The sequence below is a fragment of the Bradyrhizobium sp. USDA 4461 genome, from assembly GCF_054055655.1.
Genome location: NZ_JBSRXM010000001.1, coordinates 1,506,501 through 1,527,635, shown reverse-complemented (window position 1 = coordinate 1,527,635; position 21,135 = coordinate 1,506,501). Strand labels below are relative to the sequence as shown.

The following is a 21,135-nucleotide window of genomic DNA, read 5'->3' as shown; positions in this document are numbered from 1 at the left end:
ATCCATATGCCTCTACTGTATGTCACGCTTACGCCAGGTGTTTTCAACGCCGCTGCTAAGCAGAAACTGGTCAAGGCCCTGACCGAGGCGGCTTTCATCGCCGAGTCGGTGCCCGACCTACCTGCTTCTCGTGCCAGGGGCATGATCCTGTTGCAGGAGCTGCCAGCAGGACAGTTCTACTCAAACAGCGAGCCGGCCGATGGAAAGCTTGGAGGCGTCTTCATCAACTACCAGCTTCCTGCCGGCGTGCTCGACGGGGCACGGAAGACGAAATTTGCTCAAGCTCTCAACGACGCGGTGGATATCGCTTTGGGCAAGGACAGGCCTTACCCCGTCTTCACCTCGGCGGTTATTCACGAGGTGACGGAAGGGCAGTGGGCGCAGAACGGCAAGATCCTGCGCTTGCCTGACAACGTATCGATCACCAAATTCGAACATCTGGTCAGCATGATCGAGGGAGCTTAGTCATGACGAACGGCTCGACGGCCATGAATCAGGCGAAAGCCCTAATTGGTCGCGTTGGCTCGCGCTATCAATTGCCGACGCCCGCTCTCATCGTTGACGTCGAGGCGCTCGAACATAACATTGAGCGCATGGCACAGCGGGCCAAGAAAGCGGGGCTGGCACTCAGGCCGCATTCGAAAACCCATAAGTCGGCAACGATCGCGCGACATCAAATCGCTGCCGGTGCGATAGGTGTCTGCTGTGCAAAGCTCGGTGAGGCCGAGGCATTGGCGGCTGCGGGTCTTCGCAGTTTACTCGTTACATCGCCGGTGGTCGGTGCGGATACGACCGATCGTGCCATCGCGCTCGCGGGGACAGATGCGGACATCATGCTTGTGGTCGATCACGAGCAGCAGGTTGAAGCTCTGGGGTCGGCCGCAGCCAAGGCCGACCGGGCCTTGTCGGTGCTGATCGATGTCGACGTTGCGATGGCGCGCACAGGGGTCGCGACGCCCCCTGCGGCTATAGCGCTCGCGGGGAAGATCGCTAGCTACCCATCGCTTCGGTTGGTGGGGGTGCAAGGATACGGCGGCATCTGGCAGCATATCGTTGGCGAAGGCGAGCGGCGAAAAGCCGTGGCGACCGGTATGGATCGTCTCAGTGCAATTGTCTACGAGCTGAGGGAATCGGGGTATCGCGTCCCGCTCGTGACTGGCGGTGGCACGGGGACATTTGCGGCCGACGCGGCGTTAAAAGTGCTGAACGATGTCCAGCCAGGATCATATATCTTTATGGACAATCAGTATCGCGACGCGCTCGGCCAGGATGATGATGGTGGATTCAAACAGAGCCTGTTCGTACAGGGGCGTGTCGTCAGCATTAATGCGGAAAAGTGGGTCACCGTCGATGCCGGCCTCAAGGCCTTTGCGACCGATGGCCCGGTCCCCCGCGTAGCTAATCAGCGTTTCGCGAATGATGGCTATTTCTACTACGGAGACGAGCACGGTGGAGTGATGCGTCCGGTCGGCGGAAATGGGATCGGGCTCGGAGAGCGGATCGAGCTCACCCCACCCCATTGCGATCCGACGGTCGACCGGTACTCAGTCTATCACTTCGTCCGTGGCGATACGCTTGTCGATATCGTTGACATTGAGGCTGCGCGCCGATCGCAGTAGTCGGCGCGCTTTCAGTTGGTCGTGAGTATTGGACCTCCGGATTCGCTCGACCAAAGTTTACAAGGAGAAGGCGATGCCTAAGGGTTATTGGATTGCGCAGCTTCAGGTGAAGAATGAAACTGCCTACGGTGAGTATCGCCAGCGGAATCTCGCGGCATTCGCTAAGTTCGGCGCCAAATTTGTTGTCAGGGGTGGGTCGTTCGAGCGCGTGATGGGCGAGGGGCGCCAGCACAACGTAGTCATAGAATTTGCTAGTCACGAAGCCGCGCTCGCCTGCTATCGATCGCCCGAATATCAGGACGCTCTGCCATATTTGAAGAGCGGGTGCGACGCCGATTTCATCATCATTGCTGGTTATGACGGACCTCAGCCGGGTCCTTGATACGAGCCCAAGGCTACTTCGATGAAGTTGATGATAGATGGCGAGTGGAAAGGCGATATAGCGGCTCCGCCGAAGACGGTAAGTGCGAGCATGGTACACGATGGAAGGTTTCGCCGGTCACTTTCTAAAGGACCGTCGTTAGATTATCCGGTGGAGCCTGGGAGATACCATCTGTATGTCTCTTACGCATGTCCTTTTGCTCATCGCGCATTGGTGGTGCATGCCGTAAAAAAGCTCCATGGTATTGTGTCACTTTCGTTAGTACACCCGATTTGGGATCGACCCGAAGGTTGGACGTTTGACGCCACCTTAGTTGGAGGCGATGCGGTCGCCAGCGATCTCCAATTCCTGCACGAAGCCTACAGTGCGACTGATCCGGGCTACACCGGCAAAGTGACCGTCCCGGTGCTATGGGATACGAGGACGCGAACTATAGTCAACAACGAGTCGATCGAAATTGCGAAGATGCTGTGCGAGGCGTTCGACCCTCTCGGTGCCGACTGTCAGTTCGACCTGTATCCTCGGTCACTGAGGCCGCAAATTGATGAACTGAATGGGAGAATAGACAGCAATCTCTCAAAAGGAGTGTACGCCGTCGGACAGGCGGAGAGCCAAGCCGCCTATGAGTCTGCAATGGATCGGCTATTCGGATTTCTTGATGAGATGGAAGAGCTCGCCACCGGTAGTCGGCCGTTTCTGCTTGCAGATCAGCCGACGCTGTCTGATGTCTTGATCTTTACTCCTTTGGTTCGCTTTGACTGCGTATACAATCCACTTTTCCGCGCTAGTCGTCGGCGGCTCGTAGACTATCGTGCCCTCGCCGCGCTAACTAAGCGGATCTATCAACTCCCCGGTGTCGAAAAGACGGTGCGGTTCGATCATATTCTGACCCACTATTATGACGGTGACTGGGGAGTCGCTAGTCGACGGGGTATCACGCCGGAAGCGCCGATAGTTGATTTTCGGTCAGCGCTTTAATCTATGTTCGAGTTAAGCGAGCGGCGTACTCGTTAGGTCGATTACTCCGTGTGCTTCTGGGCGGCGCTTGGGGCGACCGAGCTCAGTGCGTTGGCGCTCGATGCTCGCGGAACGTTGCCGTAATCGTTCGCAAAGCTCCCCGTGATTGCGGATCTGTCAAAGCCGAATGTAAGACAATTGCGGTGGGTGGAAGCGACGGTAGTTGCAACTTTTCACCGACATCGACGAGGCCGATCGGCACGACCCGGTGGGCCAACGCGGCGACTGCTAATCCGGCGGAGGCTGCCGCTGTGACTGCAGCTGTGCCGCCCCCTAGAAATACTTCAACCCAACTCACGCCAGCGGCATCCAATGCTCGCGTGGCAATATTTCGAACACCGCACGATGCTGCCAATGAGGCCAAGCGAAGCGCGTCCCCCTCCTTGTGTGCAAAGGTAGGTGTGGCAAACCAACCAAAGCGCTCCTGAGACAGGACTTCTCCATCGCGTCGCTCGTTCTCACGACGGACGATTGCGGCATCGAGAGTACCGCGCTCGAACGCATCCAGGAGATTTCGTGATGCATCGATCTGTACCTCGATGAGCAGTGCGGGATCATAGGCGTGAAGCCGTGCCAAAAGCACTGGCAGCTCTGGCCCAGCGACCTGATCGGCGATACCCAGCGTGAAGCGGCGAGACATCGTCGTGAGCCCAGCGACCGCTCGCTGATGAGCGGCTAGGAAATCGCGTGCAACCCCGAGAAATGCGGCGCCGCGAGCAGAGAGACGGACAAGCCGAGGTGTCCGCTCGATCAGCTTTTCTCCCAAACGATTCTCGAGCCGTTTGAGCTTTACGCTGATGGCCGCCTGCGACGTGTCAAGCGCCTCTGCAGCCCGAGTAAAGCTTTGCAAGTCCGCGACCAGAACGAACGCGTGCACCGCGTCGACATCAAGTGTCATCATGGCATGCATATCATTGTGTTATGTCTGATATATTTAGGCATACCATTTTCATATAGTCAATCGGGAGCTAGGTTTCCAAGCAAGCGGCACAGCCCAAGTTCGGCACCCGATGCCCGCGCCAAGGCTCTTTGAATGAGCCAATTTCGCATCAGCAGCATTCAACAAGGGGATGAAACGATGGAGCTTACTCGGGCAGAACTACTTCGTGGCTTGGCCGCGACCGCGGTTGCCGGCATAGCCATGCCGAAGGTATTTGCGAAGGCCGGAGCGACTGATCTGCCATACGCAACTTTGACCGATGCAGCCGCAGCCATTAAGGCGCGGAAGGTTTCACCTCTGGAGCTCACCAGCGCGATGCTTGATCGTATCGCGCGGCTCCAACCGTCACTCTTCGCTTATGCGACGGTGACGCCTGAAGTCGCGCTATCCCAAGCCCAGCGAGCCGAAGAAGAAATTGCGGCAGGCAAATATCGCGGCCCTCTGCACGGAATGCCGATAGCGATCAAAGATATCTACAACACAGCTGGCATCGTCACCGCATCCGGTATGCCGATGTATGCGAACTACAAGCCAGACTTCGATGCGACCGTAGTGAAGCGCTTGACCGATGCAGGCGCCGTGATCCTCGGCAAGCTCCAACTCACCGAAGGTGCCTTCGCAAAGCACCATCCGAAAATTACTCCGCCGCGAAATCCATGGAATGCAGATTATTATGCGGGAGCTTCTTCGAGCGGCTCCGGAGTAGCAACCGCGGCCGGTCTATGTTTCGGATCTCTCGGTAGCGATACTGGCGGGTCCATCCGCTTTCCTGCATCGGCCAACGGCATTACCGGGCTGAAGCCGACCTGGGGACGGGTTAGCCGCTATGGCGTGTTCGCGCTTGCACCAAGCCTCGATCACGTTGGGCCGATGACGCGGTCTGCCGCCGATGCCGCCGTCATGCTCGGTATCATCGCTGGTCGTGACGAAAACGATCCCACGAGCCTTGTGAATCCTGTGCCAGACTACCTGGCCGATTTGAACAAGGGCGTTCGGGGACTGCGAATTGGCATCGATTCTTCCTATAATGAAACCAGCGTTGATGCGGAAATCGTTCGTGCCCTTCGGGAGGCACGCGGGGTCATGCAACAGCTGGGCGCGACAATCGTTGAGGTCAAACTACCCGATTATGCTGCCGTATCTGCGGGCTGGGCGACTTTTGCTGGCGTTGAGGCGGCTATTAATCACGCGGCCACTTATCCGTCTCGCGCTTCGGAATATGGTCCTGCCGCTAGCGGCACGTTGGCGGGGTTAATCGATTATGGCCGTACGGTTAGCGCTAGCGACTTGATGAAGGCAAATTACGCCCGTCTGGCTTATTCTGGCGCACTGACGGCTCTGCTGGCGGACATCGATTTGCTCCTTATTCCGACCCAGCCGGCTGCTGACTTCACGATTAAGCAGGAAGCTGAGCTCTTTACAAAGCCCGACGATCTCAGTGCTTTCCTGCGTTTCGCTACTCCCTTTGATATGTCGGGTAATCCGACGCTTACGATGCCAAACGGCATGACGGCAAAGGGGATGCCTCTTTCATTTCAACTCGTCAGCCGTCGCCTCGAAGAAGCGCTGCTCCTTCGCGCAGGCCATGCTTATCAACAAGCAACAGATTGGCATCGGAAGCATCCCGCTGTTTAGAAAGGACAACAATGAATCGTACCGGCGAGGGTAGACGTTTCCTCGGCGTCAGAATGGCCGGAGCGATCAGTATTGAACCAATTACAGATCTCTGCCTCGTGACGAGGCAGAGATCGCACTGCCTGCTCAAGGGCACGCGCCGTTGCACGTGCTCCAGCGAACGGCATTTCTCAGCGCGAGCAACCGGTTGAGAGCGACTTCGTCTTCCGCCTCCTTTGAATATCGTTGATGCAGAAGCGGATCGAAGAGAACTTGTCTCGCTGACCCTGCGACCGTCCGACAGCATTCTTGTGAACTGTAACCGGTTAGGGACATGCGAGTGATGAAAAGGGATCCGATCCGCCGTAGGCTGTCCGATCCCGATTCTCGAGGACTGCCGGATCAGGATGCACGAGAAGGTGGCGTCCAGTCCGTCGATCGCGCGCTTCAAATCGTCGAAGCGCTTGCGGAGGATGACGAAGGCTATCGGCTGACCGATCTTGCGATCCGCATCGGATTGCCACCGTCGACGGCACATCGGCTACTGACGACGCTGGAGAATCGCAGGTTCGTGCAGTTCGACCGCGAAGAGTCCAAGTGGCACATCGGCGCGCAAAGCTTCGTGGTCGGCTCGACCTTCACGCGCCGGCGGAATTTCTCTGCCCGGGCACTCCCCTATCTGCGCAAGCTGCGCGACCAGACCAGAGAAACGGCCAATCTGGCGGTGGTCGATGATGATTCCATCATTATCGTATCCCGCATCGAAAGCCGGGAGATCATGCGCTCGCTGACCAAGGTGGGCGGACGTGTCGCGTTGATCGCTTCGGGCGTGGGGAAGGCGGTGCTGGCCGCGTATTCCGATGCCGACGTCAATGCGATCATCCGCCGTCGCGGCATGCCGCGTCTGACCGAAAAGTCGATCGTGCGGCCGGGCGAGCTGTTCAGGGAATTGGAGACCGTGCGGCGCCAAGGCTATGCGGTGGACGATGAAGAGGCGCGGCCTGGCCTGCGCTGCGTGGCCGCGGTCGTCTTCAACAACTGCAACGAGCCAGATGCAGCGGTCTCGGTCTCGGGCATGGCGGATCGGCTGACTGATGATCGCTTGTCGGAGATCGGCGCCACCGTGCACCGGATCGCAGCGGAACTCTCGGCAGAGCTTTGCGGAAACACCCGTACGCGACCTTAACAGCGCTTCGAGGAAGCTTGCCTTTTGGCATTCTCAAAGCCGCGCTCAACCGCCTTACTCGCCGCGCACCGCAGTACGGCAAGCGACACTCGGGCGTCCAGCTAAGATAGGGCGGCAAAGGATAAAGCCTCTCAAAGCCGATCGAACAAGTCGGGCAGCTATCGCCGGCTTCCTACGCGAGTGACGCACTGAGGCAGAGCCTCAGCAGAAAGATCTATGCCGGCACTGGCGTCAGTCCAAATCGGGTTCGACGGACAGGAACCGATTCGGCGCGCCGGCTTCGAATACCGCCGACGTCAACGCGCGCCCGTACACTGCGCCCGTATCGATATTGACCCGGTTGGTCCGGACGTCGGGCTTGCCGTCTTTGAGCGGTGTATGTCCGTGGACGACGATGCGGCCGAAATCCTTGTCGCTTGAGAGGAACGGCTCTCTAATCCACAGCAGATCGCGCGTTCGCTGTCTGTCCAAGGGACGCTCGGGATTCACGCCGGCATGAACAAAGAACCGTTTGCCGTCATCGTGAAAGAGGGCGAGCGAGCGTAGCCAGTCGACGTGCGAGATTGGGAGGTCAGCGGCACCAGGGACTCGGTAGCTGCGCAGCGTTGCATCCCCTCCATTCAGCAGCCATCTCTGTTCCGCATCCTCGCTGCCTTCGAGGGCGGCCAGGAGCATGTCTTCATGATTGCCGCGAAGACAAATGACCTCATCCGGTGACCATTTCTGAAGGTCGATCAGAAACTCGATAACACCACGGCTATCATGTCCTCGATCGATGTAATCGCCCAGGAACACTAGCTTAGACCTAACTTGTCCTGCGTCGCTTTCACAGAGTTCAACGAGACGCCGCAACTGGTCGAGACATCCGTGGACGTCACCAATGGAATAGGTCGTTCTCAAGAGCTACTCCGACGCGCGAACAATCAAGTATGAGCGGGCCGGTTCGGTCGAGTGCCCTAGCCGCGCGCCCTTAGAGCCGCTCCTTCACCGAGTCCGGAACTTTATCAAGGGACGGCTTGAAGTTCTTATAGTTCGATTCGTTCTCTTTGACGCACTCTGCTATCGCGGAAAGCATTGAAGCGCCTTTGCTTCCAAAACTGACCGACATGTTCGGTACGTTTCCGGGCATCACAAGGGTGAAGTACCGTGCATTCCATAAAGCCTGCGAGAAGTTCTCGGGGGCGATTTGCAGGATCAGGATCGTGTTCTTGTCCTTGAGGACGTAATCGAAGTCTGCGCCTCCGATGAGGCCATTCTTGAGGCCGTTGAAGAAGTTCCAGCGAAGCAAACCTCGTTCCGGTCCTTGAATTTCCCATGCGGTATCGTGGACCATGGCCCAGACCTCTCGATCGACGAGGGAGCGATGGATCTGAACGAACGACCCGTCCTTCTTGTGTGCGCTACCGTAGCAAGTGGCTTGCCCAGTCTCCGCGTTGGCTCCGCCGAAAACGGTCCACCAATCATCCGTCTCCTTCCTATAGAAGGGGAGTTCCTCGGCACCGAGACTTCCGATCGGAACAGCGAACAGCAGAAGTGCAATGATCAGTCGCAGTTTCATGGTTCTTCTCAACGTTAGGGAATAGCGCCAAGCAGCTTGGCTTTCAGGCCGTTGAATTCGACCTCGGTAATCGCCCCCCGTACGAAAAGATCGTGAAGGCGCTCCAACTCCTGCGCGGGCGACGTCCCGGGCAGAGGTGGAGGATCGACGACTTGGACCTTTCTGACGTCGTTGACGAACAGGTTGAGACCCGACTCTCCGCCGCTGCTCATAGCGCCTACTCGGTGAGCCGCCCGCATTGCCCACACCATCGCAATGCCCCATCCGATGATCGTGCCGCCGAAGGCGATGTTTATGACGAGGATTACCCAACGGTTTGGATGGTTGCGCTGAAAGGCCACGATAGTGGGCGCGATGTAGATGATGCCGATAACGAGGAAAAGTACGGCCAGGAAGACTAGGTCGCCGGTATGGGAATCTGTTTGCACGTCACGCCGCCCGCAAAATAATCGATACGATGAACGTCGCGATCCAAACGAACCCGTAGGTCGGCGTCTGACGTAGGCGTTGCGCACGCAGGAAAAGGTAGACCGGCGCCAACAGAAGCGCGAAGAGCGTCAACCAACCGGAACTGTACCCGGCGCGCTTCAGCTGTTCGGTGTCGACCAGGCACAGTGCTGCGTTCGTCAACACCGGAACGAGCCAACTGAGTGGTGACAGAAAGGCCTCGAAGAATTCGTCACCTTCTGAATGGCTGGTTTGGTAGCTGAGTAGAGCGACATCGACGAACAGGTAAGCGAGCGGGGCGAAAGCGAGAGCCCACACTAGACCGTTGTTTATTTGGCTCGCGGCGATAGGCGGTGGACTGTCCTTGAGTTGTGTCCCGATTTCAGTGGTGCGGAGTGGCTGCCAGTCGGCCAGGCCTTTGCGCCACACTGGCGTCTCTCCGTCGATTGTCGCAGTCACTAAGAGTTCGCATAACTTGTCCGCGGGGAGAGGGCCTTTGCGCTGGCCGCCCTGTGCGTAGAACCATTCTTCGTCGCTTGCCGCTGAATTGGTCAAGTTAAACCCCGGTGTTGATGTCCCGCCACCTGTCAAGGTTCGGTTGTTGGTTTGTAATGTTTCCCCCAGAGCAAAGTCCAGAATTTTGTCGGTTTAAAGCGGTGGGTTAATAAGCGGTGCCTTGATTGGCTGAGGCATGGACCTCCGCCAAGTCTTTGCAGCGAACTTGCGCCGCTTCCGGCATGCTAAAGGGCTGTCTCAAGAGACGTTGGCTTATGAGGCCGGCGTGAATCGGACCTACATGAGCAAGCTGGAAAAGGGCGGGACGTTCGTAGGCTTGGAAATAATCGGAAAGCTATCAAAGGTGCTCGACGTTGAACCCGCTGAATTTCTAAAGCCGCTGCCCAAGCGGTCCCGGAAAAGGTAGCTGCTATTGGCAGAGGCTTAGACGCGTCTCTTTGACTTTCACGTCTTGCGCTGTATCACGCTGGTAACGCTGATGGCTCAGGACCGTCTTTGGCTGGACCAATCGACGGCTTTGGCGAGTGCTCGAAGATCTGTAAGGGTGATCGAGGCAACGGATTACGATCGGCGCTCCAAACGGTCAAAATGAATGGCGATCACCGTTCCACTATGAATATTAACCTCGGCTGAGGCACCGGGCGCGCTGCCGTCATGTGGCTAAGCTCGGCTGCAGATCCGATCTAGGGCTTCATTTTATACGCGGATCCGCAGCGACGGCCTCCACGTTTACTCGCACAGTCTGGTCGGTGTCACTTAGCGATTGTGTTCGGAGCACCTTACCTCGGAGCCAGTCTGGTCCCTCAAACGTCCAGTCAATGGAAGAACCGCCTGCAACAGGCTTAGCCGACATCTTCCCCGAGGCGATATCTCTAAATTGATCGTATGAGACGAAGAAGTTGCCGTTATAGCCGACGTCTAAGCGAGGGTCCGGTGGAATGGGTGGCACGAAACGAACCTCGAGATAGTGGTCGCCATCTCGGTGAATATACGTTTCGAGATCACCTATATTGTCTAAAGTAAGCTCGATTGTTGTGTGATCGGCCCGTGCGCCGACCCAATTGGCACCTTTCTGGTGAAACTGTAAGACGGCGGAGTTAGCGTTCAAGGGACCGTCAAACGTCGTTTTCCGATCGCCGAGCGGGAAGCCACCGACCATTATGTTGCTACTGTAGGCAGCAGTGAATGGAGCGCTATAATCCGCGTCGGGTCTGGGTCGAGAAACCTCTTCGTCGCCGACTGTGACCCTCGCCTGCTTCGCTAGCGCGCCCTCTGCGCGAAAGAACAGCAGCAGAAACCGCGAACCACTGTGCCCAATCTGGTTCGTAAGGCCGCCGCGCTCATGGGAAAGATGAACCCCAGGATCGCGATCAATCTCGATCACGACCGGTCGATCCTGAAGGTCTCGGAGGGAGACAGACAGACCCAGCGGCTCATCCTGCGCCCCGGACGTTGAGAATCCGATATCTCGGAACTCCCAGCCTGTAACGGAAGCAATGCTCTTGTCGTTAACGTAGTGGGTTTGCCGCTTTGGCGGTGCTCGTTCAGTGAAGAACACCCAGACCAGCGGCGGCGCATTCAGCCCACGGCCCCGGCTCATAACTTCAACGGCCTCGAAGGTCGGGTCACCTCGCAGCCAAACATACCAATGATGATCCCAGTGATTGAAGAACGAGACGAGCGGCACCGGTGGATGACCAAAGGCATAAAGGGAACCGATTGGTATTCCCCAAACCAGCAGGGAAAAAACCAAAGCAGCAAAACGATGAAGCATGAGCGGCATCCTGACTGCAGGGCAGGTTGGGTAGGGTTGTCGCCGAATGCGCGATTGTCGATCCAGCTGCGCGCGCTTGCCGCGCCGAATGGCCGCCTCCGGAATTTGCTCCGCGAGCCTCCGAACCTACGTTCGGCGTAAGGCAGCTCCGATACACTAAGGGGTATACTTGGCCGCGGCTGTCCTGGCGGCCCGCTGGGCAGGCAGAAATGATGAGAGATTGTCTGAATTTTGAGTATCAACAGGGATAGTCAGACCCCATCGACACACCGCATTGCCAGACGGGCTTCGGCGGAACGCCGAGAATACCAAGTGAAAGCGCCGACCTCCTCATTTAGTAGAAGGCCTGACCTTTTGCTCCTCTTTGGGTTGTAAAGGCGCCCGCATAGTATAGATAAGTCGGCAATTACACGACAATAGGGGGCGAACATGTCGGAATCCGACTTTGCACAACAGCCATTCAACGCCGCGGAATTCGTAGAGAATCCCGAAAATCGGTGCCCGGTTATCCTCGTTCTCGACAATTCCGGGTCGATGAGCGGTGCGCCTATCGAGCAACTCAACGCCGGCCTTCAGGCATTTCGCGAAGAACTGTCGGCGGATAGTTTGGCTGCCAAGCGGGTTGAAGTGGCTGTTATTACCTTCGGGCCCGTTCAAGTTCTTTCAGACTTTGCGACGGTGCATAACTTCTATCCGTCGCGCATCGAAAGTGCCGGCGCTACCCCGATGGGAGAGGCGATCGAGCGCGCTCTCGACATGCTGAAGGAGAGGAAGGCGACTTACCGCGCTGCTGGTGTTAAGCACTACCGCCCTTGGGTGTTCTTGATCACCGACGGCTCGCCAACCGACTCCGTAAGCCGTGCTTCGCAGCTTGTTCACGAGGGCGAGGCAGCAAGATCCTTCATGTTTTATGCGGTCGGCGTTGAAGGGGCCGACTTGGGTACGCTACGTACGATTGCGACGCGAGAGCCTCTGAAACTGAAGGGGCTTCAGTTCAAAGAATTTTTCCAGTGGCTCTCGGCCTCCCTTTCATCTGTCTCCAAGTCAAACCCCGGCGATCAAGTCCCGCTGCAAAATCCCACGGCTCCTGATGGCTGGGCCACGGCGGGATGACCGAACCCAGTTGGCAATGGGTTTCTGCGAGCGCGACCGGGACATCGCATCTTCGAATTAATCGAGGCTGCGACGACTCAGGCTCTTGCATGCTCGTTGCAGGCAAGAATGAATCTGCGCTTGTCGCGGTCTGCTCAGATGGGGCTGGATCCGCGCAGCGATCGTCCGTTGGCTCTCGCATCATAGTTCGGGCCTTTTGCCGAAGCGTGTCGAACTACCTCAAAAGCGGTGGGACCTTGGCCGGCCTTTCCCGCGAGGTTGCGAGCGATTGGCTAGATGATATGCGCGGACGGATTGAGATTGCATCAAGATCTGCTGAGCTCACACCGCGCGACTTTGCGGCGACACTGGTCGGCTGCATTGTCGGCGAAGGGACGACGAAAGTCCTGCATGTCGGCGATGGAGCCGCAGTCTATCGCACGACGAGCTCCGAAGAGTGGCTTGTTGGTAGTTGGCCATCGCACGGAGAATATGCGTCGACTACTTACTTTGTAACGGACGATCCCGAGCCGTCGTTTCAGTTGACCGAGATAGAGGGCTCTGTCTCCGAGCTCGCTGTCTTTACGGATGGCATTGAGCATCTCGTTCTGAATTTTTCGACACGCGGTGCATTCCCCCCGTTCTTCAATCAGATGTTTTCCGGCTTCAGATCGGAGGAAGCTGGAAAGAACCGGAAGCTGTCGCGGCACCTATGTAATTATCTGAACAGTCCATCGGTGTGCGACAGGACTGATGACGACAAAACCCTTTTGCTTGCACGTCGAATTCCCAATGTCGCGCCTCAAGAGCATATTTGACCAGCATAGAAAGGCGATCCCACTCGGGAAGCTGCTAGGACGCGGCGGCGAAGGGGCTGTCTTTGAGATAGTCGGCGAACCGAACCTGGCGGCAAAGATCTATCATCCCGACAAGGCGCGGGAGCGGCAGCAAAAGATCGTCGCTATGTCCGCTAGCGGGATCCAGGCTCAGGTGCCCAACGCGGCATTCCCTCTGACCCCGCTATATGAGGGCTCCGGCACGTTCGCCGGTTTCACGATGCGGCGCGTCGGGAAGCAAAAGCCGGTTCACGAGCTGTACTCACCCGCGAGCCGGCGGAATGAGTTTCCGAATGCTGACTACAGGCTTCTGGTTCGGACCGCCAAGAACATCGCAAGAGCGGTCGCCGCGGTGCATTCGAGCGGCTGCGTCATCGGAGATCTAAATCACTCCGGCATCCTCGTTGGCGTCGACGCCACCGCAACTCTCATCGACTGCGATTCTTTTCAGTTCTCGAAGGATGGGAAGACGTTCAATTGCGAAGTGGGTGTGCCCGACTACACGCCTCCGGAATTGCAGGGGAAATCTCTCAACACAAGTCGGACGCCTAATCACGATGCATTCGGCTTGGGCGTAGCTATATTCAGTTTGCTGTTTCTCGGCCGGCACCCGTTCTCTGGTCGATATCTTGGTCGCGGGGATATGCCAGAAGAGCGGGCGATCGCTGAGTTCCGCTTTGCGTATTCCGCGGATAAGTCCCGTACCCAAACAGAGCCCCCGCCGTTCGCGCCGACCCTCTCCTATGTACCGCGAGAGCTAGCAACTGCATTTGAGGCTTGTTTCGGGCCCGGTGGCGTGAACGGCGCGCGTCCCAAGTCTGCCGACTGGATCTCGCTTCTAGATCGAGCTGAGATGCAGCTCATCAAATGCACCGCGACAGCGGGACACTTCTATTTCTCTGCTGCACCAAAGTGCCCCTGGTGCGCGCTCGAAAAGGCCATCCCTGGCTTTATTGCATTTCCATCCCCGCTCATCATCAATACGACTGCTCCATTGGATCTCGGGCAGCTCATTGCTGCCATCCGTGGGGTGGCTGATCCGGGAAGCGCGCCGTCGCTTGACTCCGCAATGCCGGCCGTGCAGCTCGCGCCAACCGTCCAGAATAAGGGAGTGCTCGATAGTTCCTCAGGACAATTCATCCTGGCAACGCTTGGCGGCGTTGCCGCGGCCGCTCTGTTGAGGTTAGGCTTTGTTCCGCCCTTGATTAGCTTAGTGGCTCTCGGAACGTCCGCATACTTCGCACTTAGGAATCCAAAGCAGCTTCACGCCAGCGGTCCACGCTCGCATCAACTCAAGCAGACTTGGGATCAGGTCGATCAGCGCTATCGGACAGAAGGAGACGCATCCCGCTTCAACGATGCGAGGCGCCAATCCGAGCTGAGAATTCGCGAGTACAACGAGTTGCCAAACGAAGAAGCGCGGCGCTTGGCAGACTTGTCGCGACGGCAGCGAGAGATGCAACTGAAGTACCATCTTGAGCGGTTTAGCCTCGTAAATGCGAAAATCAAGAGCGTCGGAAGCGCGAGGAAAGCGACGTTGCGGTCGCACGGGATTAATACGGCGGCCGATATCTCTCAGCACCGGATCGAGCAAATTTCTGGATTCGGGCCTGCGACGGCCGCGCTTCTGCTGGCGTGGCGCTCGGATCTTGAACGACGCTTCGTCTTCAATCCAAGCCAACCAGTGAACCCCGGCGACATCGCTCAAGTGAAGTCAGACATCGCCCACAGGCGAGCTGCTCTCGAGACAGCCTTGAAGGCTGATTTGATCAATATCCGGACCGTGGGCGCCGAGATTCAACGCTCTCGGACCGACCTTACGAACCGAGCGCGGGCGATCTGGGTCGAGTACAAGCAGGCTGAAGTCGACGAGAAGGTGCGAGTATTCGGCGATGTCGTAGCTCGACGCTGGGTGTATGGCGTAGCCTGTTTTGCAGCGTTCCTTGCTGCGGGCGCAACGGGCGGCGGCCCGAGTGCGGCCTCGGTGCCTCCAACGCCTCCTACGTCCCGATCTACAATGAACGTGCCTTTGGCCGGTTCGAATATCTCGATTGTAGCGAGCAATAGTCAACCTAACGGCAATTCTGCCGGTAGGTTTCCCGTGCAACCCACGCCGAGCCAGGTTGGGAATTCCGCGCGACAAGCCCCGTCACCGTTCGACCGCCTTCCTCAGGAGCCGCAAAAGGGTGCAGCCGGGGTTGGTACTACTCCATCAGTGCTGCCGCCGCTCGATCCGGTACGTGAGGTTAAGTTGGCACCTCAGCCGCCAACTGATCCCACTTTAGACGTTGCTCAAGCTTCTCCAAACGCTGGCACGCCCGATCCTGCAATGGGTCGCCTGAAGGACCTGGGGTTTACTGCGTCTATCGAGTCTTCCTGGACCGCAACTTCGCTTAATGGATTGCGGGAATTCAAGATCGTCAATCACTTGCCGCCGGACAGCCGCTTGGACCCAACAACAACCCAAGCATTGCAGTCACCTCGGGCTATCGCTCGCAATCGTTCATTTTTGGGCGGCTGGGCCAGCGACCCGACGTGCACGCAAGGCACTGAGCTCACGATTTCCGCCCAAGAGGCTCGGACCGAAGGCGGCGTCTGCTCATTTGAATCGTTCCTGCCCAGTCGGACGGGCTGGGCGGTACGAGGTCATTGTCAGGTTGGAGCAGATAGATGGCCAGCAACAATTAAGTTCGCTGTTTCCGGAAAGGCCCTTTCTTGGTCCAGCGCAAAAGGAAATTCGAAATACTATCGATGTGGGTAGCGAGGTTCAGAAATGGCGAGCTGCTATCATTGTGGGACCGGCCTGGCAAAGGGACAAGGTATACGCAGGAATGTCAGGACAGGGACGAGCGTCGCGGGACTATTTAGCATACCGCCGTCAATTATATTGATCGCATTAGCCGCTCTTGCAGGGGTCAAAGCACCTTCGATCCGGAGCTATTTCGGTCTTCGGACGCTGTGTCCATCGTGCACACAGCGGCTGGATGCTCAACGGTCTTTGAGACGGAAGATCGCTTTCCTGGTGATTGGCTCTATGATTCTTGTCGTGATTAGCGTGATTGCATCGGGGCAACGGTGAGAGCTCGCGCTTACAGAAACAGGACGGTTCAAATGGTGGACCAAAAGCCGGATGTGATTTAATTGGCTCAGGCGCGTTGAAGGTCGCAAGCCATGGACGAAGCTCTGGGTCAAACGAAATTGACGATCTGGGTTGGCAAGTGTGTCCGACTTCAGTTGAGGGCCCTTATCCACGTCGAGAAGGCTTCAATGGCGGACGCCCGCGGACTATGCGCTATCCAGAGCAGATAAAACCCGTACCCGGGCAAGGAGAGCGGATGCGCCTTCACGAGCAGCCCACTTTTTAGTTCATTGCTGACGACCACGTTGCTGCAGATCGCGACTCCCTGTCCCCCAACGACGGCGTCGATCGCGTGCAACTCCTCGCTGAAGCTCAGATCCCAGGCTTTCTCGGGGAGGTCGAAATCGGGATCGACCGACCGCGCGACTGCCAGCCATTGCCGCCAGGTCGGCGCTTCTGGATCACGGTTGATCCAATCATAGTGGATCAAGGGAAAACGCAGGATATCCGCGGCCCGTTCGATCGGGCCATAGCGCTCCAACAGGCGCGGACTGCAAACTGGAACGTACGCGTCTCGAAACACCTCTTGCGCCACGAAGTCGAACGGCGGCTTTCGCGCATAGCGGATCGCGACGTCCGCGGCGCCCGCCCTCATATCGAGCACAGCATCCGTGCCGATGATTTCCAGTGGGGCAGTGGGGTTTCCGTTACGCCATTTCGGTAGTTGCGGGACCAGCCATTTGCTGGCGAATGCGCTCGGGCTCGTCACCCGAAGCGGCACCGTCACATCCTCTTCTTCTAATAACGCCACCGCTGAAGCCAGCGCATCGAAGCCATTGCGCAAAGCAGGATAGAGCCGAGCGCCTGCGTTTGTCAGGAGCAAAGGCCGCGGTCGCCTCTGGAACAGCTTTACTCCGGAGGCCTCTTCCAATTGTCGTATCTGATGGCTGATGGCCGTTGGCGTAACGCCGAGCTCGTTTGCGGCAGCGGCGAAGCTATGATGCCGGGCAGCTGCCTCAAAGGCATAGAGCGCCCGAAGGGGTGGAAGCTTCCTCATACCATAAGTGTAGATGAGGTTTTCTCACCTAGCACCTGAATTCTTCGATTTTGCAATGGTTTGACGTGCCGTGGGATTATTGCACTTCCTCGTGCACAAGTCGCGGCAAGATTTAGGAGGTCTCAATGACTGCTACGCTTCGACATCCGGTTTCGGCCGACCATGATGTCCCGGTCGCTCATCGGATCGACCTCGCCCAAATGGCGAGCCTCATGGCAGCCCTGCAGATATATCTCGACATGATGTACGACTGCGACACGGCGCGCTTTGACGACGTCTTTTGCGCAACGGCGCAGCTACACGGGTATCGTGACGGAAAAATGGTCTGCTGGTCGAACAAGGTGTACCGGGACATCCTGGACAAGCGTCAATCGCCGAAGTCGGTCAACGCGCCGCGCGAGGACGAAATCCTGATGGTCGACTTTGCTTCGACGACCCAAGCCTTGGTGAAGGTTAGGGTTCGCGTCATCGAGAAAGTGTTCATTGACCACCTGACTTGGCATCACATCGACGGCAGGTGGCTGATCACGTCGAAAGGTTTCCATATCGAATCGGACGCCGGTCGGTAGCCACACGGTCTTCAGCCAGGGAAACCGCGACATGATTGTCGTCCATTACGCTAGTCGCCTGCCAGCAGATCAGGATTTGGGAGCTCTCCGACGATGGTTGCAAGAACGCGGGACCGTTTGGGACAAAGTTCCTGAGCTTTACTTCAAGGCTTTTCTCTTGCGGGAAGCTGGACGCTTCGGCGCCATCGCGAACAACTTTTCCTCTCTCTATCTCTGGCAACAGGACGCGGCTTTCCGCGACTGGTTGGTGCGCGGCGGTTATAAGACCGTCACAGATGTTATTGGACGAGCGGAGATCGAGACGTTCTTCGCGCTCGACGCATTCCGCGGCAAAGCCCGCGAACCTCGCTTCCTCTACAGAGATGACATCGCCATTCCGCTCGACTCCTGACAGCCGCCTTCGCAACAGAGATAGAGCTTGTGAGGGAACGAGCAACACGGCCGGACGTCATCTCAGCTATCGCAGGTCTCGATCCACGCAACTGGAAATTCGTGCGCGTGCACATATCCGAGACAGAACCCGATGCAAGCACGCGCGGCGTCGCCTACCAGGTCGCCCATCTGTCGGGTCCGCTGCTCGCTACATTACCACAAGCGACTTTGCAATGAGCTGTCGTGTCGGACCGGTATGGGTGCACACTCGTCGTGTGGGATTCTCGCGCCCGAAATGATTCGCTAGTGCCCATCCTCAAAGCGCTAAGAAAAGAGCCCCTCACGGGGCTCTTTGAGCTTCGTACATTGCAAGTCATTAGGTTCCGAGACACGCTTCCGAGTCCCTCACGTGCCGGTACCCCTCGTCGCTGCCCTGGGAAGGATCGCACAAAGCCTTAAAGCATTCTTCGGCGACGTGCGTTCGATATTAACTTCGTGTCATCAAAGGCACCCTCGAAAAACGGGACGCTCTGAGTTGGAGGGAAGTCACCTGCGACGCTTGCCATCACTCATAGCGTCTTGGCAGCGAGCTCCTGCACCCCAATTAGTTGATTGGCTTCTTGAGCCACGAAAGAAGGCTATCCATCGTGTCTTCGACGTCGCGAGGTCGATGGCCCGTTTCATTCACGAAAGCATCGAATACGTCATCAAACAGAGCCTTCCCAAGCGTCTCGGGAGATCGTTGCATTTCATCCAACATTAGCTCCTTAAGCTCGGCTGGGCTCGCGTTCGGATGCAGCTCTTGAAGCTTTTTAAGGAGGTCATGGGGTGAATAGTTGGACATCTGAACCTTGAACTTTCTAAACTAAAGTAGGGCCTGGATCGCTTACCAGCGAAACCAAGCGACGTAGCGTGTAGTTGTGAAGAGAGGAGACTGTGTCGTAAGCGACCTTGGCGATGTTACGAAGCAGCACTGGCTCGTCTCGATCCAAGATTGTCAAGATGAGTCGAATGGCCGGTGGCGATCAACGTTGCGTTTGCATCGCTTCGCGGGTTCAGGACGCTACGTCAGGCGTACAGCATTTTCGATATACCAAGGGGTGTACTAAGGTGGCCTGAGCACTTGACTTCCCGATGCGGCATCCACTTGCTTTGTTGAATGGCGCATCACAGAAACAAATAGTTAGGAGATCGATTCGCTGAGCTCCAGTGTTGGCCATCGAAGGATTCCTCCCTTGCGGCCGTGGCAGCAAATCGTCGAAATATTGTCGATACGACAAAGTTGGATGGGTAATCGAATATCCGAACCGAAACGAAGAGGTTGAACGGTCAAGTGCAAAGAGAATTGACAGAGGGGGCGGCGCTGAAGCGGTCTGCTATTCAGAAATGAGCCGGCGCGACTTATGCAAAAGCAGGTGAAGAAATCCGATGAGCCATTTGGCTCTTCAACAGAGAACGTCTTATTTGAGCTTCCTCCAACGGATGATCTTGTCAGAGAGGCTTGGAATGAATTCGCCGAAGTTGTCGACGAAGTGGTTAAAGCGGCTTCTAGGTCTACAGATTTTGAAGTCGTCCACGCCTTGATGGTGCATTTTTATAATCGTAAGTCAGTTGGACGAGAGCTGGAGCCAAAAAATGCGAAGATTCCAACGGTGGCCGCTCGTCACATTGAGCGACGCATGAGTTCCGCGCTGGGCACGGCTCCAAGTTACAAGACAATCTATGACAACTTTGCGGTGGCGCCGGAGGACGCCGACCGCGTCGCTCGCCGTTTGCAACGACGACAATTCATGATGGCATTCTTCGCGCAATCCTGCCGGGCTGTGGACCCCGCACGCAAACCTGCCGTGTCCCAACAGGAGTTAGACAGAGCACGACAGTCTTTGGAAAACTGGGGGATCATTCTGTCCACCGAGGAAGTGGAGCAGCATCTTGCGCGCGCATGTAAGGTACTCAGGGATGAGGTGCTCGCTAATGCGAGCTCGCGGCGGCACCAGAAATTGGAAGTTAGCCCCATATCTCGCTAATTTCCTGCGGCACTCGCTATTCCTTTGAGGCAATAACACGGGTTGGGACGTCGGGTGCAAGAACTTAGGCCCACCAATGCCGACGCCGCCTTCGAAGGAAAAACCAAATGCCCGATCATTCTTCGTGTGACCTCGATCTGAGGTCCTGGCTGTTAACGATCGACGACCGCGATGAACGCGCATGGCATATTATCGATTTCGGCTTGATGCACGATCCGGCTTATGCGGATGTCGTTGCTTCGGCCGCTACTGGGCCTGGCATGCATTCCAGGCGACTCAGCGCGATGATTGTGCCGGCTGACGAGCTGCTGCACGAGCAGAATCCGTGGAGATCGGTACTTCCTTCTTTGCCTGCCGAACCATATCGCTCTCGATCGATCAGTCCCCAGGTGCAGATGAAGACCAATCCATTCTATCGGAGCGAGCGGTGAGCGATTTGGGTCGTAAGAGCAGCCTTCCAGTCGAGGTCTCCTCGGTAGAGATGCCGAGCGGCGAATATCCTTGCGACGGCGCTACTACCGTGGCTCCGACTCCAGCGCTTAACGAGATCAATTACGCCGATCCGATCGCCGTCCGAGATCTGATTCGTCAAGTGCACCCTTTTGGAGAGCTTCTGAGATATGAAGGCATCGCCGAGGCTTGTTATCTCGGCCACGGCCGCGAGCTGGTTGGCCTCTCGACGCCGCCGGTCATCCCCGAACCGGACGAGATAGCCCTGGCGGAGGTGATTAACCCGTCAGTTGAGTGGATCATGAGCATCGAGAACGATGAGCGCAGGGCCTATGTCATTCTGGCAACGCGCTTTTACGGCATTGATGAGTCCCACAAGGAGGCAATCTTGTCGGTGCAAGACGCCGGCGTTGTCGGACTGTTGGCCCAAGCCAACCTGCGTCCGCCCGAGAAAGCGAAGCGCCGCAGAGCGGTCCGTCGATCCAGATCGACATTAAAGGTGTCCGGTCTGAAATGGCACAGCCATCAGAAAAGGGTCTGTACGGGAAACGCCTCGGCGGGCGACTTGTTCGCGGCCTTTAAGGATTGAACATAAGGTGG

At 57.1% G+C, this 21,135-nt stretch carries 24 protein-coding genes; 16 read left to right on the top strand and 8 right to left on the bottom strand.

Annotation, left to right across the window (positions count from 1 at the left end):
- The first annotated feature begins 6 nt into the window (after positions 1-6).
- From ACVINW_RS07230 to ACVINW_RS07215, 4 genes are all read left to right on the top strand, one after another.
- Positions 7-465 (top strand): tautomerase family protein, encoded by a 459-nt coding sequence (locus ACVINW_RS07230; protein ID WP_456750660.1) that lies wholly within the window; start codon positions 7-9, stop codon positions 463-465.
- Positions 466-467: 2 nt separating this feature from the next.
- Complete coding sequence (locus tag ACVINW_RS07225; RefSeq protein ID WP_456750659.1) at positions 468-1,619, top strand: DSD1 family PLP-dependent enzyme; 1,152 nt, start codon at positions 468-470, stop codon at positions 1,617-1,619.
- Positions 1,620-1,692: 73 nt separating this feature from the next.
- Positions 1,693-2,001, top strand: a complete 309-nt coding sequence (locus ACVINW_RS07220; protein ID WP_456750658.1) for a DUF1330 domain-containing protein — start codon at positions 1,693-1,695, stop codon at positions 1,999-2,001.
- Between the two features lie 21 nt (positions 2,002-2,022).
- Complete coding sequence (locus ACVINW_RS07215; protein WP_456750657.1) at positions 2,023-2,979, top strand: glutathione S-transferase C-terminal domain-containing protein; 957 nt, start codon at positions 2,023-2,025, stop codon at positions 2,977-2,979.
- Between the two features lie 82 nt (positions 2,980-3,061).
- Here ACVINW_RS07215 and ACVINW_RS07210 read toward each other — a convergent pair whose 3' ends face one another.
- Complete coding sequence (locus tag ACVINW_RS07210) at positions 3,062-3,919, bottom strand: LysR family transcriptional regulator (protein ID WP_456750656.1); 858 nt, start codon at positions 3,917-3,919, stop codon at positions 3,062-3,064.
- Positions 3,920-4,051: 132 nt separating this feature from the next.
- On the opposite strand from ACVINW_RS07210, the gene ACVINW_RS07205 reads away from it, so the two are divergent.
- Together ACVINW_RS07205 and ACVINW_RS07200 are read left to right on the top strand one after the other, a co-directional pair.
- Entirely contained in the window at positions 4,052-5,593 is a 1,542-nt protein-coding gene (locus ACVINW_RS07205) for an amidase (protein ID WP_456750655.1), read from the top strand.
- Between the two features lie 322 nt (positions 5,594-5,915).
- The gene (locus ACVINW_RS07200) at positions 5,916-6,758 is read left to right on the top strand and encodes an IclR family transcriptional regulator (RefSeq protein WP_456750654.1); all 843 of its coding nucleotides are present in this window, start codon (positions 5,916-5,918) and stop codon (positions 6,756-6,758) included.
- Between the two features lie 231 nt (positions 6,759-6,989).
- On the opposite strand, the gene ACVINW_RS07195 is transcribed toward ACVINW_RS07200, so the two are convergent.
- The 4 genes from ACVINW_RS07195 to ACVINW_RS07180 all read right to left on the bottom strand — a co-directional run bounded on the left by ACVINW_RS07195 (position 6,990) and on the right by ACVINW_RS07180 (position 9,318).
- A complete protein-coding gene (locus ACVINW_RS07195) occupies positions 6,990-7,658 on the bottom strand; it encodes a metallophosphoesterase family protein (RefSeq protein WP_456750653.1) in 669 nt (222 codons plus the stop codon).
- Positions 7,659-7,728: 70 nt separating this feature from the next.
- Positions 7,729-8,316 (bottom strand): hypothetical protein, encoded by a 588-nt coding sequence (locus ACVINW_RS07190; protein WP_456750652.1) that lies wholly within the window; start codon positions 8,314-8,316, stop codon positions 7,729-7,731.
- Positions 8,317-8,330: 14 nt separating this feature from the next.
- Complete coding sequence (locus ACVINW_RS07185) at positions 8,331-8,744, bottom strand: superinfection immunity protein (protein ID WP_456750651.1); 414 nt, start codon at positions 8,742-8,744, stop codon at positions 8,331-8,333.
- Between the two features lies 1 nt (position 8,745).
- On the bottom strand, positions 8,746-9,318 hold the full coding sequence (locus ACVINW_RS07180) for a DUF4339 domain-containing protein (RefSeq protein ID WP_456750650.1): 573 nt from the start codon (positions 9,316-9,318) through the stop codon (positions 8,746-8,748).
- Between the two features lie 136 nt (positions 9,319-9,454).
- Between ACVINW_RS07180 and ACVINW_RS07175 the strand changes: the two genes are divergently transcribed.
- Positions 9,455-9,685 carry a helix-turn-helix domain-containing protein gene (locus ACVINW_RS07175; protein WP_456750649.1) on the top strand — a complete coding sequence of 77 codons (231 nt, stop codon included), beginning with the start codon at positions 9,455-9,457 and terminating at the stop codon, positions 9,683-9,685.
- Positions 9,686-9,970: 285 nt separating this feature from the next.
- Here the strand turns inward: ACVINW_RS07175 and ACVINW_RS07170 are convergent, their stop codons facing one another.
- Positions 9,971-11,053 carry a hypothetical protein gene (locus ACVINW_RS07170; RefSeq protein WP_456750648.1) on the bottom strand — a complete coding sequence of 361 codons (1,083 nt, stop codon included), beginning with the start codon at positions 11,051-11,053 and terminating at the stop codon, positions 9,971-9,973.
- Between the two features lie 429 nt (positions 11,054-11,482).
- Here ACVINW_RS07170 and ACVINW_RS07165 point away from each other — a divergent pair, with 429 nt between their 5' ends.
- From ACVINW_RS07165 to ACVINW_RS07155, 3 genes are read left to right on the top strand one after another with little or no spacing between them, the layout of a single operon-like run.
- The gene (locus tag ACVINW_RS07165; RefSeq protein WP_456750647.1) at positions 11,483-12,166 is read left to right on the top strand and encodes a vWA domain-containing protein; all 684 of its coding nucleotides are present in this window, start codon (positions 11,483-11,485) and stop codon (positions 12,164-12,166) included.
- Positions 12,163-12,963: a PP2C family serine/threonine-protein phosphatase gene (locus tag ACVINW_RS07160; protein ID WP_456750646.1), complete on the top strand. Its 801-nt coding sequence runs from the start codon at positions 12,163-12,165 to the stop codon at positions 12,961-12,963. Before ACVINW_RS07165 ends, ACVINW_RS07160 begins: the two co-directional genes overlap by 4 nt.
- Entirely contained in the window at positions 12,938-15,742 is a 2,805-nt protein-coding gene (locus tag ACVINW_RS07155; RefSeq protein ID WP_456750645.1) for a protein kinase domain-containing protein, read from the top strand. Before ACVINW_RS07160 ends, ACVINW_RS07155 begins: the two co-directional genes overlap by 26 nt.
- 469 nt (positions 15,743-16,211) lie before the next feature.
- Here the strand turns inward: ACVINW_RS07155 and ACVINW_RS07150 are convergent, their stop codons facing one another.
- Positions 16,212-17,117 (bottom strand): LysR substrate-binding domain-containing protein, encoded by a 906-nt coding sequence (locus ACVINW_RS07150; protein WP_456750644.1) that lies wholly within the window; start codon positions 17,115-17,117, stop codon positions 16,212-16,214.
- Between the two features lie 125 nt (positions 17,118-17,242).
- Here ACVINW_RS07150 and ACVINW_RS07145 point away from each other — a divergent pair, with 125 nt between their 5' ends.
- From ACVINW_RS07145 to ACVINW_RS07135, 3 genes are read left to right on the top strand one after another with little or no spacing between them, the layout of a single operon-like run.
- Positions 17,243-17,686 (top strand): nuclear transport factor 2 family protein, encoded by a 444-nt coding sequence (locus ACVINW_RS07145; RefSeq protein WP_456750643.1) that lies wholly within the window; start codon positions 17,243-17,245, stop codon positions 17,684-17,686.
- A gap of 31 nt (positions 17,687-17,717) precedes the next feature.
- Entirely contained in the window at positions 17,718-18,077 is a 360-nt protein-coding gene (locus ACVINW_RS07140; protein ID WP_456750642.1) for a DUF4865 family protein, read from the top strand.
- Positions 18,074-18,295 (top strand): DUF4865 family protein, encoded by a 222-nt coding sequence (locus ACVINW_RS07135; protein ID WP_456756327.1) that lies wholly within the window; start codon positions 18,074-18,076, stop codon positions 18,293-18,295. The genes ACVINW_RS07140 and ACVINW_RS07135 overlap by 4 nt, the downstream gene beginning before the upstream one ends.
- 367 nt (positions 18,296-18,662) lie before the next feature.
- On the opposite strand, the gene ACVINW_RS07130 is transcribed toward ACVINW_RS07135, so the two are convergent.
- The gene (locus ACVINW_RS07130; protein ID WP_456750641.1) at positions 18,663-18,902 is read right to left on the bottom strand and encodes a hypothetical protein; all 240 of its coding nucleotides are present in this window, start codon (positions 18,900-18,902) and stop codon (positions 18,663-18,665) included.
- A 559-nt stretch (positions 18,903-19,461) separates the two neighbouring features.
- Here ACVINW_RS07130 and ACVINW_RS07125 point away from each other — a divergent pair.
- From ACVINW_RS07125 to ACVINW_RS07115, 3 genes are all read left to right on the top strand, one after another.
- A complete protein-coding gene (locus ACVINW_RS07125; protein ID WP_456750640.1) occupies positions 19,462-20,085 on the top strand; it encodes a hypothetical protein in 624 nt (207 codons plus the stop codon).
- A 107-nt stretch (positions 20,086-20,192) separates the two neighbouring features.
- On the top strand, positions 20,193-20,516 hold the full coding sequence (locus tag ACVINW_RS07120; protein WP_456750639.1) for a hypothetical protein: 324 nt from the start codon (positions 20,193-20,195) through the stop codon (positions 20,514-20,516).
- The gene (locus ACVINW_RS07115) at positions 20,513-21,124 is read left to right on the top strand and encodes a hypothetical protein (protein WP_456750638.1); all 612 of its coding nucleotides are present in this window, start codon (positions 20,513-20,515) and stop codon (positions 21,122-21,124) included. Before ACVINW_RS07120 ends, ACVINW_RS07115 begins: the two co-directional genes overlap by 4 nt.
- The last annotated feature ends 11 nt before the right edge of the window (positions 21,125-21,135 follow it).